This window comes from Bradyrhizobium australafricanum, from assembly GCF_020329495.1.
Classification (GTDB): domain Bacteria; phylum Pseudomonadota; class Alphaproteobacteria; order Rhizobiales; family Xanthobacteraceae; genus Bradyrhizobium; species Bradyrhizobium australafricanum.
In genome coordinates, this window is sequence record NZ_JAGKJL010000055.1 from 1 (window position 1) to 16,796 (window position 16,796).

Annotated in this window: 11 protein-coding genes and 1 pseudogene; 3 read left to right on the forward strand and 9 right to left on the reverse strand. The window is 58.8% G+C overall.

Going from position 1 to position 16,796, the window contains the following annotated elements:
* The 6 genes and pseudogenes from J6525_RS47580 to J6525_RS35040 all read right to left on the reverse strand — a co-directional run.
* Window positions 1–1,539 (reverse strand): annotated as a pseudogene (locus J6525_RS47580) (non-ribosomal peptide synthetase); the annotation flags it as partial.
* A gap of 21 nt (window positions 1,540–1,560) precedes the next feature.
* Window positions 1,561–1,947 carry an ectoine synthase gene (locus tag J6525_RS35020; RefSeq protein ID WP_225648090.1) on the reverse strand — a complete coding sequence of 129 codons (387 nt, stop codon included), beginning with the start codon at window positions 1,945–1,947 and terminating at the stop codon, window positions 1,561–1,563.
* Between the two features lie 1,463 nt (window positions 1,948–3,410).
* Window positions 3,411–4,349 carry an SMP-30/gluconolactonase/LRE family protein gene (locus J6525_RS35025; protein ID WP_225648064.1) on the reverse strand — a complete coding sequence of 313 codons (939 nt, stop codon included), beginning with the start codon at window positions 4,347–4,349 and terminating at the stop codon, window positions 3,411–3,413.
* A complete protein-coding gene (locus J6525_RS35030) occupies window positions 4,306–6,372 on the reverse strand; it encodes a PQQ-dependent sugar dehydrogenase (protein ID WP_225648065.1) in 2,067 nt (688 codons plus the stop codon). Before J6525_RS35030 ends, J6525_RS35025 begins: the two co-directional genes overlap by 44 nt.
* Window positions 6,373–7,301: 929 nt before the next feature.
* Complete coding sequence (locus tag J6525_RS35035) at window positions 7,302–7,607, reverse strand: type II toxin-antitoxin system RelE/ParE family toxin (protein WP_225648091.1); 306 nt, start codon at window positions 7,605–7,607, stop codon at window positions 7,302–7,304.
* Window positions 7,608–7,637: 30 nt separating this feature from the next.
* Window positions 7,638–7,916 carry a type II toxin-antitoxin system ParD family antitoxin gene (locus J6525_RS35040; RefSeq protein ID WP_225648066.1) on the reverse strand — a complete coding sequence of 93 codons (279 nt, stop codon included), beginning with the start codon at window positions 7,914–7,916 and terminating at the stop codon, window positions 7,638–7,640.
* 176 nt (window positions 7,917–8,092) lie between these two features.
* Between J6525_RS35040 and J6525_RS35045 the strand changes: the two genes are divergently transcribed.
* Window positions 8,093–8,551: a hypothetical protein gene (locus tag J6525_RS35045; protein ID WP_225648067.1), complete on the forward strand. Its 459-nt coding sequence runs from the start codon at window positions 8,093–8,095 to the stop codon at window positions 8,549–8,551.
* A gap of 423 nt (window positions 8,552–8,974) precedes the next feature.
* Here J6525_RS35045 and J6525_RS35050 read toward each other — a convergent pair whose 3' ends face one another.
* The 3 genes from J6525_RS35050 to J6525_RS35060 form a co-directional block, all read right to left on the reverse strand.
* Window positions 8,975–9,388 carry a hypothetical protein gene (locus tag J6525_RS35050; RefSeq protein WP_225648068.1) on the reverse strand — a complete coding sequence of 138 codons (414 nt, stop codon included), beginning with the start codon at window positions 9,386–9,388 and terminating at the stop codon, window positions 8,975–8,977.
* A 571-nt stretch (window positions 9,389–9,959) separates the two neighbouring features.
* Window positions 9,960–10,166 carry a cold-shock protein gene (locus tag J6525_RS35055; protein WP_057016816.1) on the reverse strand — a complete coding sequence of 69 codons (207 nt, stop codon included), beginning with the start codon at window positions 10,164–10,166 and terminating at the stop codon, window positions 9,960–9,962.
* 430 nt (window positions 10,167–10,596) lie between these two features.
* A complete protein-coding gene (locus tag J6525_RS35060) occupies window positions 10,597–12,030 on the reverse strand; it encodes an acyltransferase family protein (RefSeq protein ID WP_225648069.1) in 1,434 nt (477 codons plus the stop codon).
* 979 nt (window positions 12,031–13,009) lie between these two features.
* Between J6525_RS35060 and J6525_RS35065 the strand changes: the two genes are divergently transcribed.
* Together J6525_RS35065 and J6525_RS35070 are read left to right on the forward strand one after the other, a co-directional pair.
* Window positions 13,010–15,247, forward strand: coding sequence for a tetratricopeptide repeat protein (locus J6525_RS35065; RefSeq protein WP_225648070.1), 2,238 nt, complete (start codon window positions 13,010–13,012; stop codon window positions 15,245–15,247).
* Window positions 15,248–15,612: 365 nt separating this feature from the next.
* A complete protein-coding gene (locus J6525_RS35070) occupies window positions 15,613–16,791 on the forward strand; it encodes an MFS transporter (RefSeq protein ID WP_225648071.1) in 1,179 nt (392 codons plus the stop codon).
* Window positions 16,792–16,796 lie beyond the last annotated feature (5 nt).

Here is a 16,796-nt window from a genome sequence, read left to right on the forward strand (position 1 = left end):
CAAGCCCGCCTCCATCGCCCTCGCCCTCACCGGCCTCGGGCGCGCAGACCACATAGGCGATCAGATGCTTGTCGCCGGCGCGGCTCTGGCGCGCCACCACCACCGCCTCGCGCACAAAGGCGTGCTCGCAAAGCTTTGCTACGATCTCGCCCGGCTCGATGCGGTAGCCGCGGATCTTGACCTGGTCGTCGTTGCGGCCCAGGAACTCCAGATTGCCGTCCGGCAGATAACGCCCGAGGTCGCCGGTCCGGTACAGCCGATCGCCCTCGACAAAGGGACTGGCGATGAACCGCTCGGCTGTCAGCTCCGGTTGGTTCAAATAGCCGCGCGCAACCCCCGCCCCGCCAATGTAAAGCTCGCCCACCGCACCAAACGGCACGGGCGCGCCATGACCGTCCAGCAGGTACACCCGCGTGTTGGCAATCGGGCGGCCAATGTGAGGCATCTCGGGCCAACATGACGGATCAGGTGCAAGGCGGTGCTCGGAAATGACGCTGATTTCTGTGGATCCATATTGATTGATCAATCTCGCGTTCGGGTGTGCCTCGAAGAAAGCCTTAAGCAGTGCAGTAGCCTGCAATCGTTCACCGGCTGTATAAAGCTCTCTTAAAGAGGGCAGCTGCACGCGCTGCGTGCTCCAGACTTCTGCAAGATGATTCAATGCCACGAATGGGAGGAAAAGCCGCTCGATCGCCTCCCGCTCTACAAACTCCAGGAGGTCGGAAAAGCGCCTCCGGTCTCTTCCCGCAGGAGCACAAGTACTCCGCCGTCCTTCCAACAAATGAACAGTTCCTGGCAGGACACATCGAAGTTGAGGCTCGCGAACTGAAGTGTACGCAGTTTTGACGTGCCAATCCCTACCAGCGAATTCACAAGCGAGCCGTGGGACATTTCGACGCCCTTGGGGATTCCCGTGGATCCTGAGGTGTAGATCACATAGGCGAGATGGCGCGATGTGAGGCCAAGCGTGCGCGGGTCGGGGTCCGAGGGCGGCCGCTCGCACCAGGCCCGGGTGCCGGTATCCAGATCGACCACGCTGACATCGGCGAGTGCCTCGCCCAATGCGGTTCGACCGGCGGCATCACAAAGCAGCAGTTGCGGTTCTGCATCGCCGACAATCTGCCGCAGCCGCGCTGGTGGATAAGCTGGATCCAGCGGCAGATAGGCGCCGCTCGCCTTCAGGATCGCCAAGACACCAACCACCATCGCCACGCTGCGTTCCAGGCAGATCGCCACCGGCTGGTCCGGCTTGACCCCGAGCTCGATCAGATGATGCGCCAGCCGGTTGGCCCGCGCATTGAGTTCGCCATAGCTCAATCTCTCCTTCTCGTGGACCACCGCCACCGCCTCCGGCGCCTTCTGCACCTGCGCCTCGAACAGCTCATGGATGCACAGCTCCGACGGATAAGGCGCCGCCGTCCGATTCAACTCCTCCAGTAGATATTTGCGTTCGTCGGTCGACAGAATGTCGATGCGGCCGACCGGCTGCCCCGCATCGGCCCTCTCGCCATGTAACAAAGTTTGCAAATGCTGCGTCATGGCAGTCGAGCTTCGCCTTGCTCAATATGCCGAGCCTGCCGGGTCGTTCAGCTTGTGGCGCTCGGTTCCGTTAAGGGGTGGGTTGAAGATGCTGACGAGGATCAGGTCCTTGTCCCGCCCCCCGCGCAGAAGATGCTTGTCATGCTTGTCAAGCACATAGATGTCGCCCTTACGAATGGAGAAGACATTGCCGTCCATGTCCTCGACCTCGCCCTCTCCGGCGATGCAGTAGCAGGCTTCGAGATGATTGCGGTATTGCAGAAGCGAAACGGTGTTAGCGCGGACCACAGTGTGGCAGACGCTAAAACCCATGCCGTCCTTATCCGTCAGAAGGCGGTGGCTCGTACCATTGCCCCAATCGACGAAGTGGCCGGTCGCTTCAACGTCGTGCAGGCTACGCACAATCATGGCGTTCAATTGCCGGATACACGTCAAATTCATTGCTGCGGCAGCTGGAGGTCGTTGTTCTGACCTGCAAGCGCGGCTTCCGCGCACTGCCGAAGCATCGGCTACACCCAAAAGGCCTACCGGGCGCTCGTCGGCGTCCAGACAAAAATATCGGCGTGAGGGTATTCCGCAGCCGGGTCGAAGGCGTGCACGTACCGCCTTGATGTTCCCCCTTCTTCGCGGGGCGGCCGCCTGTGTTGGTATGGTCGAGAATGCTGCTGGTGATGTTGCCGGCCAGACAAAGCGGTTCCGGTCGCAGATTTGACAAGTTGCTTCCTTCCTTCGCTGTTCCTCGCGGCGCGAATACAGCATCGCAGCCTCTCAGCTAACTGAGCAAACCTCATGCCATGGTCGCATAGAGATAAGAGATGAATTTGTGGCTGTTTCAGCTGGCTAGAACGGAACGGATTTGGCTGGGCAGTGAAGCCGGCCTCAACTTGCGACGGCAGCCAGACCCTCAAGGCGGGTTAAGGGTCTGCATTCTTCGTGCCAGCCAATGGTCAACAGTTCGCAACATGTTTGTGTTGGCTTTGTCGGCTTCCAGACTTACGACTTACTTGGATTTCGGTGCACGCATTCAGCCCAATCCATAGCGGCTTCAAGTTGAGGTTGTCCTTCGTAGTTGTCGACAGTGCAAGCGGACCTATCGCTTACGCCTCCGACATGGATGGAAGTGGGCTGCCGTCGTCGGCGCTGTTTGGGTCGCTGCCCGCCGCGAGCTTTCCGGAACATTCGTGAGTGATCAGCCGTTCAGCCTCCGTAGTACCGCTCTAGCGAAGCGTCCGACGCCGCCCTCAAGCTTCAGGAGCGCAACGTCGTTGCGCTGGAGCGTCAGGCCGCCATGTTGGAAGCCATGATCGCATGTGCCCAACGGCGGTGCCGAGGGTGGGCATCACCTTGCTGCAAGGTCAGGCAGCTGGACGTGGCGCTCATTGATACTTAGTCGGGTCTCATTCTATCGGCCACTTTCTGGCCGGGCTGCTCTGCCGCTTAAGCCGCGGATCGCCGCGCCGATTTCGAGAAAGCTCGGACTTTTCGCTGCTCGCTCCGGGCCATCAAGCCCGTAATCGAAAGGACAGTGGCGTGCTCGCCAGTCATGGCATCGTCATCAGTATGGACGGCCAGCTCGCCTGGCGCGACAAGTGTTCGTCGAACGGCTGCGGTGCAGGGCCGCATGAGCATAGCGACCCAAGAAGCGGCACCCGGGGCGGCAGCGATAGCGGTCGCCGAAGGCGAGCCTCATTCTCGAGAGCTCCCGGCGAGGAGCACATCAGCTCTCGCGCGATGGGATCGTGACCTGGATGGGCCGAGGCACAGACTCGGCAAGCTTGTAGAGCCCGGTCCACCCTTCCGACGCGCTCTGGGTGGTTAATCAGACGACGCGTGTCTCAGAATTCTTTGGCATGGCCCCCACCCCTTCGGCTCTAGCAACGACTACCCTGCAGGCAATGCTCGCGCCCTTCCCGGTCGGTACGGAACGTCTCGACAAAACCGCCTTGCCGCTGGGTGACGAAGACGGTCTTGCCGTCACTGCCGCCGAACGCGAGGTTGGTCGGCTCCTTGCCACTGAGCGTGACCTCTCTCTCGAGAGCGCCGCTCGGCTGCATGATGGCGATCACCCCTCTCAGGATGCGGGCAACGTAGATCCTGCCGGCGACATCCGTGCGCAGGCCGTCGACCGTATCTGGCTCAAACGTCCTGATCAATTTCGCATCGGTCAATTCGCCCACGCCAACAGCGTAGGACCAGATCTGACCGGAATTGGATTCACTGACATAGAGCCGCTTTCCATCAGGACTGAGGTCGATGCCGTTGGTGGTGCCCATGGCGCGCGGTGCGGCCATCACTTCGCCTTGCACTGTTCCGTCGGCGGCTTGCGCGACACGCCAGATCCGGCCGCTGCGCCCCTTCCAGTTCGGGTCGCTGGCGTAGATCGTGCCATTGCTTGAGACCGTGATGTCGTTGGGCTGGCTCATCTGATCCGAGTGAAACCAGACCTGCGGTTCGCGGCTGTCCTTCCCTAGCGCGAAGATGTTGTGCCGCTTGTAGTCGGCGATGAACATCGTGCCCTCGCGGTCGAAGCGGAGCGCGTTGCCGACGCTTCCCTCAGGCAGATCGATGAATTTCTCCGATCGCCTCGCGCCCGGAGCGAACTGGCCAATCGTGCCGGGCTTGCCGATATTGACGACGAACAAATTGCCGTCGCGGTCGACGGCCGGCCCCTCGATGCCGAATGTGTACTCGCCTGTGGGCGTCGCCTGGCTACTTTGGAAGAGCTCCAGCTCTCTGGCCGGGGCAGCGCTGATCGCCAGCAGCAGTTCACAGCAGAGGCACCAGGAGATTGCTCTGGATGTAATAGCCATCGGGATCGGAGCACTCGCCATTCAGGAAGGGATCAGCCGGCCGGTAGAAGCGGCTGAAGCCGGGCTTATCGGTGGCTTCCTTTTGTGTCATGACGACGACTTTGCTGGTCGGGATTTCGCCGCAGACTTTGCCATCCCTGCTGAAGAACTGGCGTTCGGGCCGGCCTTGCTTGATACGCATGCGGGTCCCGGGAACCATTTTGCCGACCAGATAATCCGCAAAATTGAGGACCCGGGTATAACCGGGCTGAGTCTTTGGCAAATTCTCACCGCCAGGCGGCATCAGTTTCTCGGCGCCGATGCCCCGCAGCCGGATCCGCAATTTCCCAGAGTCAGGGTCGCCAGGATACATCCATCCGTCCTGGCCAAGCATGAAGCGCAGCACGGCTTCGTCCTTCTCGGCATCGGACTGGCTGGGCCTGATGCCGAAGTCGGCGTGACAGCCGACACAATGCTTTTCAACCAGGTTGGCGCGGACGGAGGTCAGATAGCCGGACTTCTGCGTATCCTCTTTGACAAATCGAACCAGATCATCGATCTGGGCCTGGGAGCGCATGTCGCAAGGCAGTGGCGCCGGCGAATCGCCCTTCGCGCGATCAATCCGGATGACGGTCTGGTTCTTGTCCTCAACCAGCCAGATCGCGCCGTCGCTGGCGACTGCCATTCCGACAGGCGCACCGCGCGGGCGGGCGCCGTTGACGCGGTGCCAGCCTGAGATCAGCTCCTCAAAGGGCGCCGCCTTGACGGGGCCGTCGTCGGTCTGAAAAGCGCGGGTCGACTCCGAGGCGCAGCTGACCTGGTAGCGAACGGGCGGCGGGCTGAGCTTGGGGAAGCCATGGTCGTCAACATCGTAGACAAGGAGACGATTGCCGGTCGGACGATAGCCATGAAGGTCGATCAGCAGCTTGCCCTCGAGCTCTGGGAACTTGCTGCCGTGATAATAGAGCATGCCGAGCGGCGCTCCGTGCGGTGGCAAGAGCGAATAGGGCTGCCTGTAGAGGGCGGTATTGTTGCAGAGATTCTTGTAGGGGCCGAATTGCAGGACGGCCTTGAACTCCTGGCTAGCTGTCGAGAGGTCAAAACAATACGGCCAGCCGTAATGCTTGCCCTTCTCAAGCGCATTGATCTCCTCGTTCGGCTTGAAGACGTCCTGCAGGTCGCGGCCGTTTTCGCCTTGGAGGAAAGCATAACCTGGATCCGGAAAGCGCGGATGGACGGCGAGCGCCATCGAATTGCGCAAGCCCCGCGCATAGATCTCGCGCGGCGGGTTGGGATCGCCCGGCTTGAGTGCTGGAAAAATGCCAGCTGCCGTCGGCGTAAACATCCAGATCGAAGCAAGTGGCGACGCACCCTCTCCCGCCGGACAGGGCTTGGTGATCGGTGGCCTTGTGATGCAATCGTCGCTGTGCGAGCCGACATTGACGAAGATCCGGCCGAGCCGGTCGAAGATGAAGTGCTTCAGCGGATGACTGCTATCGGTGACCTTGGCGCCATCGGACAGCGTCACGCGTCGGCCAGGCAGGTCTTGTATGATGATCTCCATGGTATCGCGAGGGCTACTCGCCAGGGGATCAAAGCGAAAGATCATCTCGGCCGTCGAGGCGTAGACTTTCTTGTCAGGTCCGATTGCCAGTCCAAAGGGATATTCGAGGCCGGTGATCGCTTCCTTGATGCGTTTGCCCTCTGCGGCGCGTGGATCGAGCAGCAGCAGCCTGCCATCGGCATGGCCCCAGCCTCCCATATCGGCGATGACAAATTGCTCGTGGCCGGGAATTTGCACGATTGATCGCGGAAACTGCAGCCCGTCCTCTTCGCTTGCCACAAGCCCGGCGCAGAATCCCCGCTTCATTTCGATCTGGATACGCGGGAAGGATAGTGACCCGCTTCCACACTGCTGCGAAGCAACGGCATACCCGCCCTTCCTGATCGGCTCGGAAAGCGCCGCAGTAATCCAGAGTGGCGCGGCCGCTATCAGCACGCGCGTGAGGACCAGACAGGCATGGTGAGCAGGGCCGAGTCGCATGTTTGTCTCGATTGGGAGGATCGTTCTGCGCTGCAGAGAAGCGCGGACAGAGTCTCACAACTTTTGCGCTAGTCAAGAGCCTGGCGCTTAACTCTCGACGTTCTGATCCGAAACGTTCGCATGGAGCTGAACAGGAGCGGCCGGGCTGCGATCACACCGCTCGATGAGACTGGCCTAAGACAAAGTCTCTGATATCGCGATGAGCTTGTTCGTTGAGAGTCCCGAGACATGGACCACTACCTGCGAGCTCGATTGACAATATCCGTCGAAGAACCGCACCTCGATGCAGGATTCAACTCACGCTAGGCCGCTCATTGCATGAATCGGCACCAGTACATTCGTTAGGTTGATTGTTTTCGATCCATAGCGAGATCAACGCATAAGGTTCATTGATGACTGAAGGGGGTTTTAGGCAACGAGAAGGCATTCTCCCCGGAGACGGCACAGAATCCCTGGACAGTTTGTCAGCCGCAAGAGACGGCGTTTGCGTGGATAAGCCGCGCGCACGAAACGGCAGCAGGCTCGGCGGGACGATCGTCGCCTGGCTTCGCCGTTCGGCCTTGTTCCGACGTCGCAGATTCGAGCAATTTCCCTCACGCCCCTGGTTGCGAAACGATATCGGCTTGACCGATGACAGCGGACAATCGGCGACAGATCGAGCTAACGAGATGAGATTGAGGCGTGGTGGATGGTTTTAGCTATCCCCGACAATTCGTTTGCGGCAAGCCAACGGCGCGTTCGCATGGTCAAATGTGATCAGCAATCGCATGCCGCACTTTCTTCGCCCGCCAACGCGCTTTGTGTCGGCGAAGGCCAATAACGGGTTCGGTGGGTAGTCGTACCAATTGCTCCACCAGCGGCCTGTGATCGGTCCAACCAAGACTTTCGGCTAGAGCGATGCATCCAGTGATGCCGTGCAAGGCAGCCCGTCATCGTAAAATCGCAAATGCGATTGTGCGATGGCTGATCAAGCAAAGTGCTCGGTCGAGATCCTCCGGCGTGATACCGCGAGCACCATGCAGGACCCGCACGATCTCAACACCATTGGGAAATGCTTCGTAAAACAGTACGTAGTTGCCGACCGGAAAGCTCCGAATGCTCCTCCCCAGCTCGGACCGCTGGCGGCCCGCCTGTGGATTCTCAGCAAGTGTCTGAAAGGCATTACCGATGCGATCGAGCAAGCGGTCTGCAGCGGTGACGTTGTCTGATGCGATGAAGAGCCAGATCTCCTCCAGGTCAGTCTCGGCCTGGGCCGCTCGGCGAGACTACCCGCCATGCTTCCCTGCTTTCAGCCGTTCCCGTCCCCGCGCCTTAATTTGTTCAACCAGTGCGCCGGGCTCAAATGGTTCTGCCGGACCGCTTTCAAGGCCTTCCCGTATGGCGGCTCGCAATGCCTCGAGCTTCGCCTTGCGACGCTCCTCGCGTTCTTCAACAAGGCGCAATCCTTCCCGCATGACCTCGCTAGCGGTTGCGTAGCGTCCGCTGTCCACGAGATCCTTGATGAAACTCTCATAGTGTTTGCCGACGGTGTAGCTCGTGGCCATAGGGCACCTCCTTGCCTTATAATGTATTATTTTATGCTACCAGCACGAGAGGTTCCTAAATACCGCTTCACTAAGTACGTTTCGGGGCGAGCGGGGTCGGCATTGTGCGTGGCAAATCACCGATCCCGGCTGAGGATGCTTTCGATTTTGGCGATCTCTATCAGGTGCAATCGTTGATGCTGCGCATGGGCGAATTCGCCTTCCTCGCCGCCTACAACGATGGCGGCGGCGCGGCACTATTCCTGAAGCAAAAGCTCGACCGCATCACGGGTCCGGTCTCCGGCGTTCAGTTGCGCGAACTTGCGGGGGAACTCGGCTTCCTCAATGTCCACCTTGAGGAGCACACGGAATTGCAGTCGTCCTTCAATCTGCAACAGGAGCTGCACGGCATCGAAGGAAAGACGGCATGGGCTGAACTAAACCCGCTCGACTATGCGGTGCGCGGACAGTTCATGCATTATTTGTTGCGCGGCAACCTGCCCATGATGCGGTCGCACAAATTCAGTTCGGCCGAGATGGAGGCGCAGATGATGGCGGGCTGTCTGACCTTCTTGTTTGATGAGAACGGCAAATTCTTCGAAGGCAGCATCGCGCCGGCGCCCCCAGAGGCGGAATCCGAATCGCCGTTAAGATAGAAGTGTTGGGACTCAACCATAGGACCGACGAAATCAATCGCTATGCCCGCTGGGCTTCTATCACCTTGCCGAGGATTTCTGCCGCGCAGCGGTGCATTCTGCGAGCCTTGAGAACGCCAAGCCACGGCTGCACTACAATCTCGTGCTTTATCATCTTGATAAGCATTAGATCGAACTAACGCTCAAAGCCGTCGCGTCTGTGTAATGAACAGTTTGTTCGGCGATGGTGCGGCGCTGCTGCCGTTATCAGCGGGGTGGAGCCTGGCTCGACGACACAGCACGGGATCATGCCCGTCGATGGCATGGTTGCATACGACGCATGTTACGCAGCATCAAACTTGTTTGTCGCATCTCCTCAGTCCAACAGGTCGAATGCCGCGCCCATCTTGCGTAAGGGACGGGAAACAGTTGGCGTCAAGCCAGTCATGCTGTACGCCGATCAGACCGGGCCTTCCTGCGGCGCCGCCGCGGCCAGCGACGGCGATCGCAGAGAGCACCATGTGGCTTAGCGGCATCCAACGCATGCGCATGAAGTTCGTTGGACAAGGGATCGATGGTTGATTGGAGCCGCTTTCTTTGATCGGCGACCGCTTTTTCGAGCGCAGAGAGGAATTGCCGGCCCTCCTGCGTGATTTCCCAGCCGAGAGCGTCACGAACGACAAACCTCGCCGAAAAGATATTCAGATCCGGCGCCTGTTCGGCCAACCGCTTCATGCGATCGGTCCAGTCGCGGCCGCTGTTCATCAGGATCTCCACGGCCCGTCGGACTTCGGCAACAGAGGCCCGCCCGGTGGACTGACCGGCCAGCACTTTCAGGACGGTCAGCTGGAAGGACACTTGCCGTGTCTCCGATGGGCTGTGTGGTGCAGTTCCCCTACAATGGATCAAGGCTTGAGGCGCATCGTCAACAGCATGGCGCCGTTAACCTCAACTATATTGGCTAACCCGGCGCGCCGGCGTCCTGAAATCGCTCGCCGGCTCATGCGCGAGCGGTCCTCGCGCGGGCAAAGATGTCAGCGCCGCAGGCTCGTATCGTCCATAACGGACAAATTCCCCTCGGTGAGCTCCTTCAGAATCGACAGCACAAGCTTTGCGTCGGCGGGTGCAGTAAGTTGCTGTGAGACATGCGCGGCGTACACCTCCTGGCCCGCTGGGCAGGAGTGTACGGTTCGGACCATTCATGGCACCGAGGATATTGTGTCAGGTCCACTCTGCACCAAGGCGAGCAGAATCCGGAACTGCTTGGCACCGGCGAGCAGTGCCTTGATTGAACCTGCCACGGGGCTTGCGGCAAAGCCTCAGTTGGAAGCGACGGTCGTAAAGGACCGCCCGGCGCACCAGACACGAGGCATCGCCGGACAGGGGCAAGATCACAGGTTGCAGAAGGCAGCCCGGAGGCGCACGTCAATCAGCCAACCCGAAGATCCTCAGCTGACGCCTTGCCCGAGCGCCCAGCCTTGAGCTCGTAACTGACCCGAGCCCCCTCTTCGAGGGTGGTGTAACCGGCCTTTTCCACGGCACTGATGTGCACGAAGACATCGGCACTTCCGTCCTCCGGCCGAATAAAGCCATACCCTTTGTTGGAATTGAACCACTTCACAATACCCATTGCCACGGCGGCATCTCCATCAGTGAACCTTCGTGATCTAGCGAAGAGTCTCGCGGCCATCAAGATGGGCGGCAAAAAGACGCTCGTCCGCTGCGGAAGTCACGCCCTCAGCCTTTTGCCTGATGACCAAAGTGCCGACACGCACACACACACCTCTTTTGTACGGCGGCCGACAGCAAGACCCTGACGTCGCAGAACCTCGCTTCAGGGAAGCGGGATCCGGATGGGCGTTCAGCCCGCGGCTTAATCATCGCGCGCCACCTTGTTACATGATAGTTGCAGAGCCGACGAAGTAGGATGCGCTTCCGGAGCCGAGCTGGAGCGAATGCTGCGATCTCCCTTGCAGAACCAGGCGACGGAAAACTCCTTTGCGCAGCCCGGCGCAGGATCGGCAATCCGTGTCGCCTCTGTACGAAACGTACACTCGCTCTTGCCATTACAGGCTTCTGCAAGCGCATCCGTGGTGTTGCCGCGCCGACATCCAGCGGCAATTGCCGCCATACGTGCCGGAGATAACAGAAATACCAGATTGCGTGATGGCATTCCCGGTCGCATCCCGCAGTGCATACGCGGCGGCCGCACCGACAAGTGCGGCAAAGCCGACGGTTCCCAATCGCACCAGGAGCCTGCGCTGTTCCGCCGAGGCTGCCTGATAGGCACCGCGAATTCGCCTGCGGGCCGGTACCTCAAAGCCGAAATGCAGCAGGATCGCGGCACACGTCGCTAGGGCGAAAGCAAGAGCGAGTGCACAGAGATGGCCAACCAGTTGACTTGCCGTTTCCCAACGCACCACCGGAAAACGCCGGAAGATGATGATGTGTATAAGATAAAGGGCAAAGCTGGCCTCGCCCAGAAAGACAAGCCACCTTGCCGACAACAGCCATCCCGCAGTGCTGCTGGGCTGAGCCGCCGCGACAAGGATGAGCGCAACCGGGGCCGCCAGGGCGATATTGTTGCGTGCAGTATCGAACAGGCTCATGGAAGCGCCAAATGGCGGCTTGTGGGCGGTAAACCAGAACACCCAAGCAATCGCACAGACGCCAACAACTGCCGCGATGTCGAGCAGAGCGCGAGACGGCCTGAAATCCTGCGCCGACCACACTTCATGAAGCCTTGCCAAGCAACAGCCAAGAATGAACTCCCACACCCTGCAAAACGGCGAAAAGTAGACGATCCAGAGGATGAGCGTGTTCTTCCAGTTCGGCAGAGCCGCCTCCGTTCCATAGGCATGAAGCGCAAACAGATTGATGCGGCCCTGCAGCATGAGCACGGTAAGGTCGATGCCAAGCTCGATTGCGACGGCTCCAATGGCGCAAACAACCGCGGCGGGCACAGTTCTGATCCGCGCAAGGAGAGGGCAAACGAGCGGAAAAATTAGATAGAAGAACCATTCGGTGCTCACTGACCAGGAGACGATGCCCACCTCTTCGTACTGCCAGATGGGCGCTACACCGGCGACATTTGCGAAAAACCAGGTTTGAACCATCCCGAGTTGAAACGGTACAAGTTGTGTTGAGAATCCTTCGGCCGGCGCCTTGGTTCCGAGAAGCCACGGCCAGACCGTCGGTCCGGTCAGTAATTCGATCAGAAAGAGAACAACGAACAGGGGATAGATTCGCGCTATACGCGCCAGGAGAAAGTCCGGGATCGCTTTCCGCGGGCTGCCCACAATCGAACTGCCATAGTTATACTGAATGACAAAACCACTCAGGGTGAAGAAGATAGACATCCCGAGCAGGCCGAGTGTCCCGACGCTGATATCAAGTCCGAGACTGGGTCCCTGCAGGAACAGGCTGCCACCATGAGACAATGCCACAGCTGCTGCCGCGACAAACCGGATACCGGTCAGCGCGGGTATCTGCTTAACCATCGATGGCGCTCGTCATTTGCGAGGTGGGTACAAATCCTGGCGATCGATGGCACCAAAGGCACGCAGCTGGACAGAACGCTAAAGGCAACTGATCGCATCGAGCGAGCGAGCCATGCGGTCAGCCAAATTCCTTCGGAAGGTCAATTCGGTTATCAGAGCGCCCGTGCAGCTTAGTGAGAATCCGGCAGCGCTGAAACTCTGCATTCTGGTAGGGCTGCTCGGATCAAGGCCTCTATTCCGGCCGGCTCCGGCCCAAGCTACCGCCCTGACCAATGACTGCCATATCGCGCCATTGTCTCATCCGAATGCTTCCTGAATGGGCGTGGCAAGCCAATTTGCTCCCTCTGCCAAGAAGGCGGGCGCAAGGTATCCGATGAAACTCCAGCTCAAAGCAACGCGCTGTCATTCGTGACTGGCAGCCTCACAACGGGTCGATGCGCCAGGTCACGTCCTTTGGGAAGAGCGCGAAGGCTATCATCAACAGCCGCTAGGAGGTCCTGTGCAGCAGTGGAGCGCACAAGCTGCCCATCCTCTTGACTCCTTGCGGCGAGGGTCATTTTAGATCCCGCCACCAGCTGGCCAAAGGCTGCTGGTGCGATCGCGATACCTGGACGCATCTCGAAAATAAGGGCGCAACTTGGCGTCGGCAAGCCCAGCCGGTCCGAGCCAGACGTTCAATCTTTTTGACAGCGACTGACAAGGAATCTCGCTGCGGATTGGTGCAGCAATTCACTATTCTTTCCCTGCACGACTGGCCGCGCTTTCGCTTGGGTCTGGCGTGCCAGAGAAGGAAAGGAACACGTGATGAGAAAGAAGATCGCAGAGATCAAGACCACGATCCGCACCACCACTCCGTACACGGGTACGCTCTAGGTTTGGGGCGACGGATGCCTTGAATGCATCTACCTGATCAGAGCATAGCGGCATTGGAGGGTGGTCCTTTCGACCACCCTCCTTTGTGACAGTTCGGGAGAGTACAATGGCCGATTTGATCCAGCAGCGCGTGCTTCCAGCCATATCATCATCTGTCGAGCTCGGTCCGATCACGATTTTGAAGGCAGAAGCGGGCATGGCCCCGGTGCCGACGATCAAATCGGCACTCGCGAGCTCTAATTCTAACTTCTCTATCACTGACGGCGATTGGCGGACCGGCGGCTATCTTGCCGGGCTGCAAGCGCTCATCGACGCCGAACTGAGGTGGGCCAAAGAGAATAAGCCCAAACTGGTTGAGGCGGCACAACAATCCTTGAAGCGGCTATTCCCTCTTCTCAACAGCGACGCCTTTACCGTGCCGAAGGATCTCACCAATACCTCGAGCAAGGAGGAGCGTACCCGGTTTTATCATCATGAATATCAAAATAAGCTCCTGGTCGGACTAGCCGAATTCCTGATCAAGTGCGCCCAACAGCTCCACGAACGTCACATCATCGTCATCGACCGGGCGGCGGCCCTGTCCGGCTCGGCCAAGAATCTGATCAAACTACTCGTCAGGCTGGACGACAATGCGCGGCTGTTTCGGTTTGTCCTGATCGATTACGAACAACGCCTCTATTTTCCGGAGGCCAGCGAAGTTCATTTCGGCAGATATAGCTCGCAAGAGCTAGGCACGATCCTTGATCGAGACCTACCCGCCGAGAAACGAAGGCAGATCTATGAGGCAAGCGGCGGCAATCCGTTGATTGCGGAGGCTTTGAGCAAATGCGCGGCAGCAGGATTACCAGTCGTCGGCTATCTCGACCCGACCGCGACCGTGGATCTCTATCTGGCCAGCCTCAATACCGGGGAGCGGCACAGTCTTCTCAAATCGTACATTGAATCCGATTGCACCACGCCCGATCTGATCGCGCAGCGAAACTATGCAATCTTCCAACAGGCGACCGCAGATCATCTGCACGAGCAGGCGCACCGCGCTTGCCTGGACCGCTATTTGGCCGGCGAGGCGCCGCTCGTGATGCTTCATGCGCTGTCAATACGGGACAAATTCAAGCGTACGGAACTACTTGCAGAGCCGAGCCAGATCCTTCAAAGCATCGGCCTGTATGATCTCTGGTTTAGCTACTTCGGGGAACTTGTCGCCGATCCTGCGCTTCGCACCTACGGCTCGGGCGATGCTCCGGTGAACGCCGCCTTCATCAACGCGGCTTTTGTGCTGTATTCGCTTGGCTGCGGGCGGGTGTCGGTTCCCTATCTGGATGAATTCTACAAGACCTTCCCCAAGAGCCGATACACGCCAACGGTTCTCTACGCCCAATCAATGACGTATGGACGCTATCAGCAGCCGGTCAACCTCACGGTGGCCGAGGAGTACGCCGTACGAAATCTGGAAGTCATCGAGCGTGATTTCAAGAACCACGACAAGTACGATTACATCAAGGTGTTTGCAGAGAACGCCTATGCCTACATCAAGGCCAAGCAGGAAAAGTATCAAGAAGCCCTCGCCCTTTGCGCAGAAGGCCTCGGCAAGATGCTCAAGGCGTATGGCGACGAGCGATTCAAGCTTCACCAATCGATTCTGGTCTACAACACCAGCCAGGTCTATGAACTCATCGACGAACTTTCTCGGGCTGAGAAGCAGTTGCGTGAGGCCATTGCGTATGATCCCTACTATGGAGAGTATCACAATGACCTGGGGAACCTGCTTTCGAAAGTAGCTGGAAGGGAAGCTGAGGCTCTTGAGGCCTATGCGCGCGCCATTGAACTTTGCCCACCCTATTATGAGGCTCACCTGAACAGAGCTACCCTTCGCAGTAGAATGGGAGATGCCGCTGGCGCACTGGCCGATCTCGACAGAGCACTCGTGATCAAGCCGAATGAATGGCGGGCTCACTTCGAGAAGGGCAACATCTTGCTACGGCAAGATCGGCCGAACGCTGCTCTGGAGTCCTATCTGGCGGCAGCCGAAATCAATCCCAACAATCCCGATTTGCAGAGCAATCTCGGCCTTGCCAATTCCGAGCTTGGTAAGGCGAAGGAGAGCATCGAGCACTATCTTCGGGCCCTTGGACTCAATCCTCGGCATGCGCCCACGCACAACAATCTCGCCATCGAGTACTTCAACGAGGGCCGGCCAGATCTATCGCTGAACCACGCCACGGTCGCCGTCGAGATTGGGGGAGATCCGGATTACCTCCTCACTCGTGAGCACATCCGGACAAATCTGCAAGCTGATCTGGCTTCGCGGCGGGACCAAGCTTCTGCGTCTTCCGCCCAGTCATGAGCTTGCCGCTCATGTGCATTCCTTGCCGTCAAAGCCGAGCGGCGCGCGACAGGATCGCTAAGGACATGGGTGCTGCACCTCAAAGATTCGGCGGGGTCTAGCGAATGTTGTTGCGGCAAGCGCTAAAGGTCAGGCTCACCGGCAAGGGGAACGCGTCGGCCGGCATTTTCTAGCGATGACCGAACTCCGCGAGGAGGTTGATAGGTGGGTGAGATGTCTTTTGCCAAGCCGCCCTATTGCGAGGGGGTTCGTCGTCCCCTTGTGGTCTCATCGCACCGATGTCGCCGAACTAGACCAATGCCATTCATCTTCGGCTTTGCGTCAAGGGATATCCACTCGACGATGCTCGATGAGCTGGGTCAACAATGAGTGGGGCGAGCACACGGCAGTTCGTCTATCTCTCGCATTTGGTCATCCAGATTGGCGGCTGGGCGTTCCGAATCGGCATCCTGATCGGCCTTCTGCAATCCGGCATGAGCGCCGCGGGTATAGGCATTGCGGTCACTTTTGCGCCTATCATGCTCGGGAGCCTCTTCCTGTCGCCGCTGGTCGACAGAGGCGATCCGATCTCAGCCATGATGATCGTCAATGCGGTTCGCGTATGCGCGCTGCTCGCCATCTTCGGCACCGACGAAGCCGATTCATTTTTGAGCTATGCCGCGATGGCCGTCCTCAGCCTGGTTCAGCCCGTCTATCTATCTGCAGAAGTTTCCTTCTTCCGTCGTATTACGTCGGAAGACGGCATGATCTCGGTGCTGCGCAACATCGCCAATATCGACTGGCTCACCTATCTCTTGGGAATGTTTGCAGGTGCCATGCTCTCCGATCAATTGCACTTGCTTGGCATTTTGGCGTTCAACATATCGGCGATCATCCTCTCCTTTATCATGCTTCTTGGCATCAAGCAGCAGTTCAGAAGGACACCGGCAGTCCTTGAGGCGCGGCCTTCGGGTACCATCCTAGACTTGGCACCACTCTATCCCGCATTCCTTGCTGTCTTTCTGCTCAATCTCGGCGCCGGCATCATCAATGTCTATCCCGCGATACGTGCCACAGCTGACGGGGTTCTCGATAAGAGCGTGCTACTGACGATCGTCATGAGCAACGGCGTTTTTGCGTTGCTGGGCGCGCTAGCCGTCAAGCCGATCTTCGAGCTGTTGGGCGCCTTGCCAACCATCGCCGGGGCCGCAGTGCTGCTTGCGGCGTGCCTTGCAATGATGTCACTCGATGCAGGTCTGCCGATGACAATCGTGTCCAGCAGCGCGATGCTTGGCTTTGGCCAAATATTTGCGGCTGCCGCTCACGCGCACATGGTCTCTTCGGTGGCTCCCGACCGGGCCGGTCGCCTTTCAGGGCTATTTCAATGTTGCACCTATAGCGGCGTTGCGGGAAATGGCATTGCGTTGTCGCTTTTGGGTGTTCGTCTTTCCTTCGCCATGGTCGTCCTCCTATGCGCGGCGAGCGCATTTGTTGCGTTTGCGGTTGCGGCCTTTGCCGTGGTCACATCAAGGGGCTCTCAGTCTTCATGGCCTGGCGATCGCTAGATCAG

Excerpts from the sequence above, each read along its gene's own strand:
- J6525_RS35040 (WP_225648066.1), bottom strand. The coding sequence starts at position 7,916 with ATGGCCACGAGCTACACCGTCGGCAAACACTATGAGAGTTTCATCAAG.
- J6525_RS35030 (WP_225648065.1), bottom strand. The coding sequence starts at position 6,372 with ATGCGACTCGGCCCTGCTCACCATGCCTGTCTGGTCCTCACGCGCGTG.
- J6525_RS35045 (WP_225648067.1), top strand. The coding sequence starts at position 8,093 with ATGCTGCGCATGGGCGAATTCGCCTTCCTCGCCGCCTACAACGATGGC.
- J6525_RS35060 (WP_225648069.1), bottom strand. The coding sequence starts at position 12,030 with ATGGTTAAGCAGATACCCGCGCTGACCGGTATCCGGTTTGTCGCGGCA.
- J6525_RS35070 (WP_225648071.1), top strand. The coding sequence starts at position 15,613 with ATGAGTGGGGCGAGCACACGGCAGTTCGTCTATCTCTCGCATTTGGTC.
- J6525_RS35020 (WP_225648090.1), bottom strand. The coding sequence starts at position 1,947 with ATGATTGTGCGTAGCCTGCACGACGTTGAAGCGACCGGCCACTTCGTC.
- J6525_RS35025 (WP_225648064.1), bottom strand. The coding sequence starts at position 4,349 with ATGGCTATTACATCCAGAGCAATCTCCTGGTGCCTCTGCTGTGAACTG.
- J6525_RS35065 (WP_225648070.1), top strand. The coding sequence starts at position 13,010 with ATGGCCGATTTGATCCAGCAGCGCGTGCTTCCAGCCATATCATCATCT.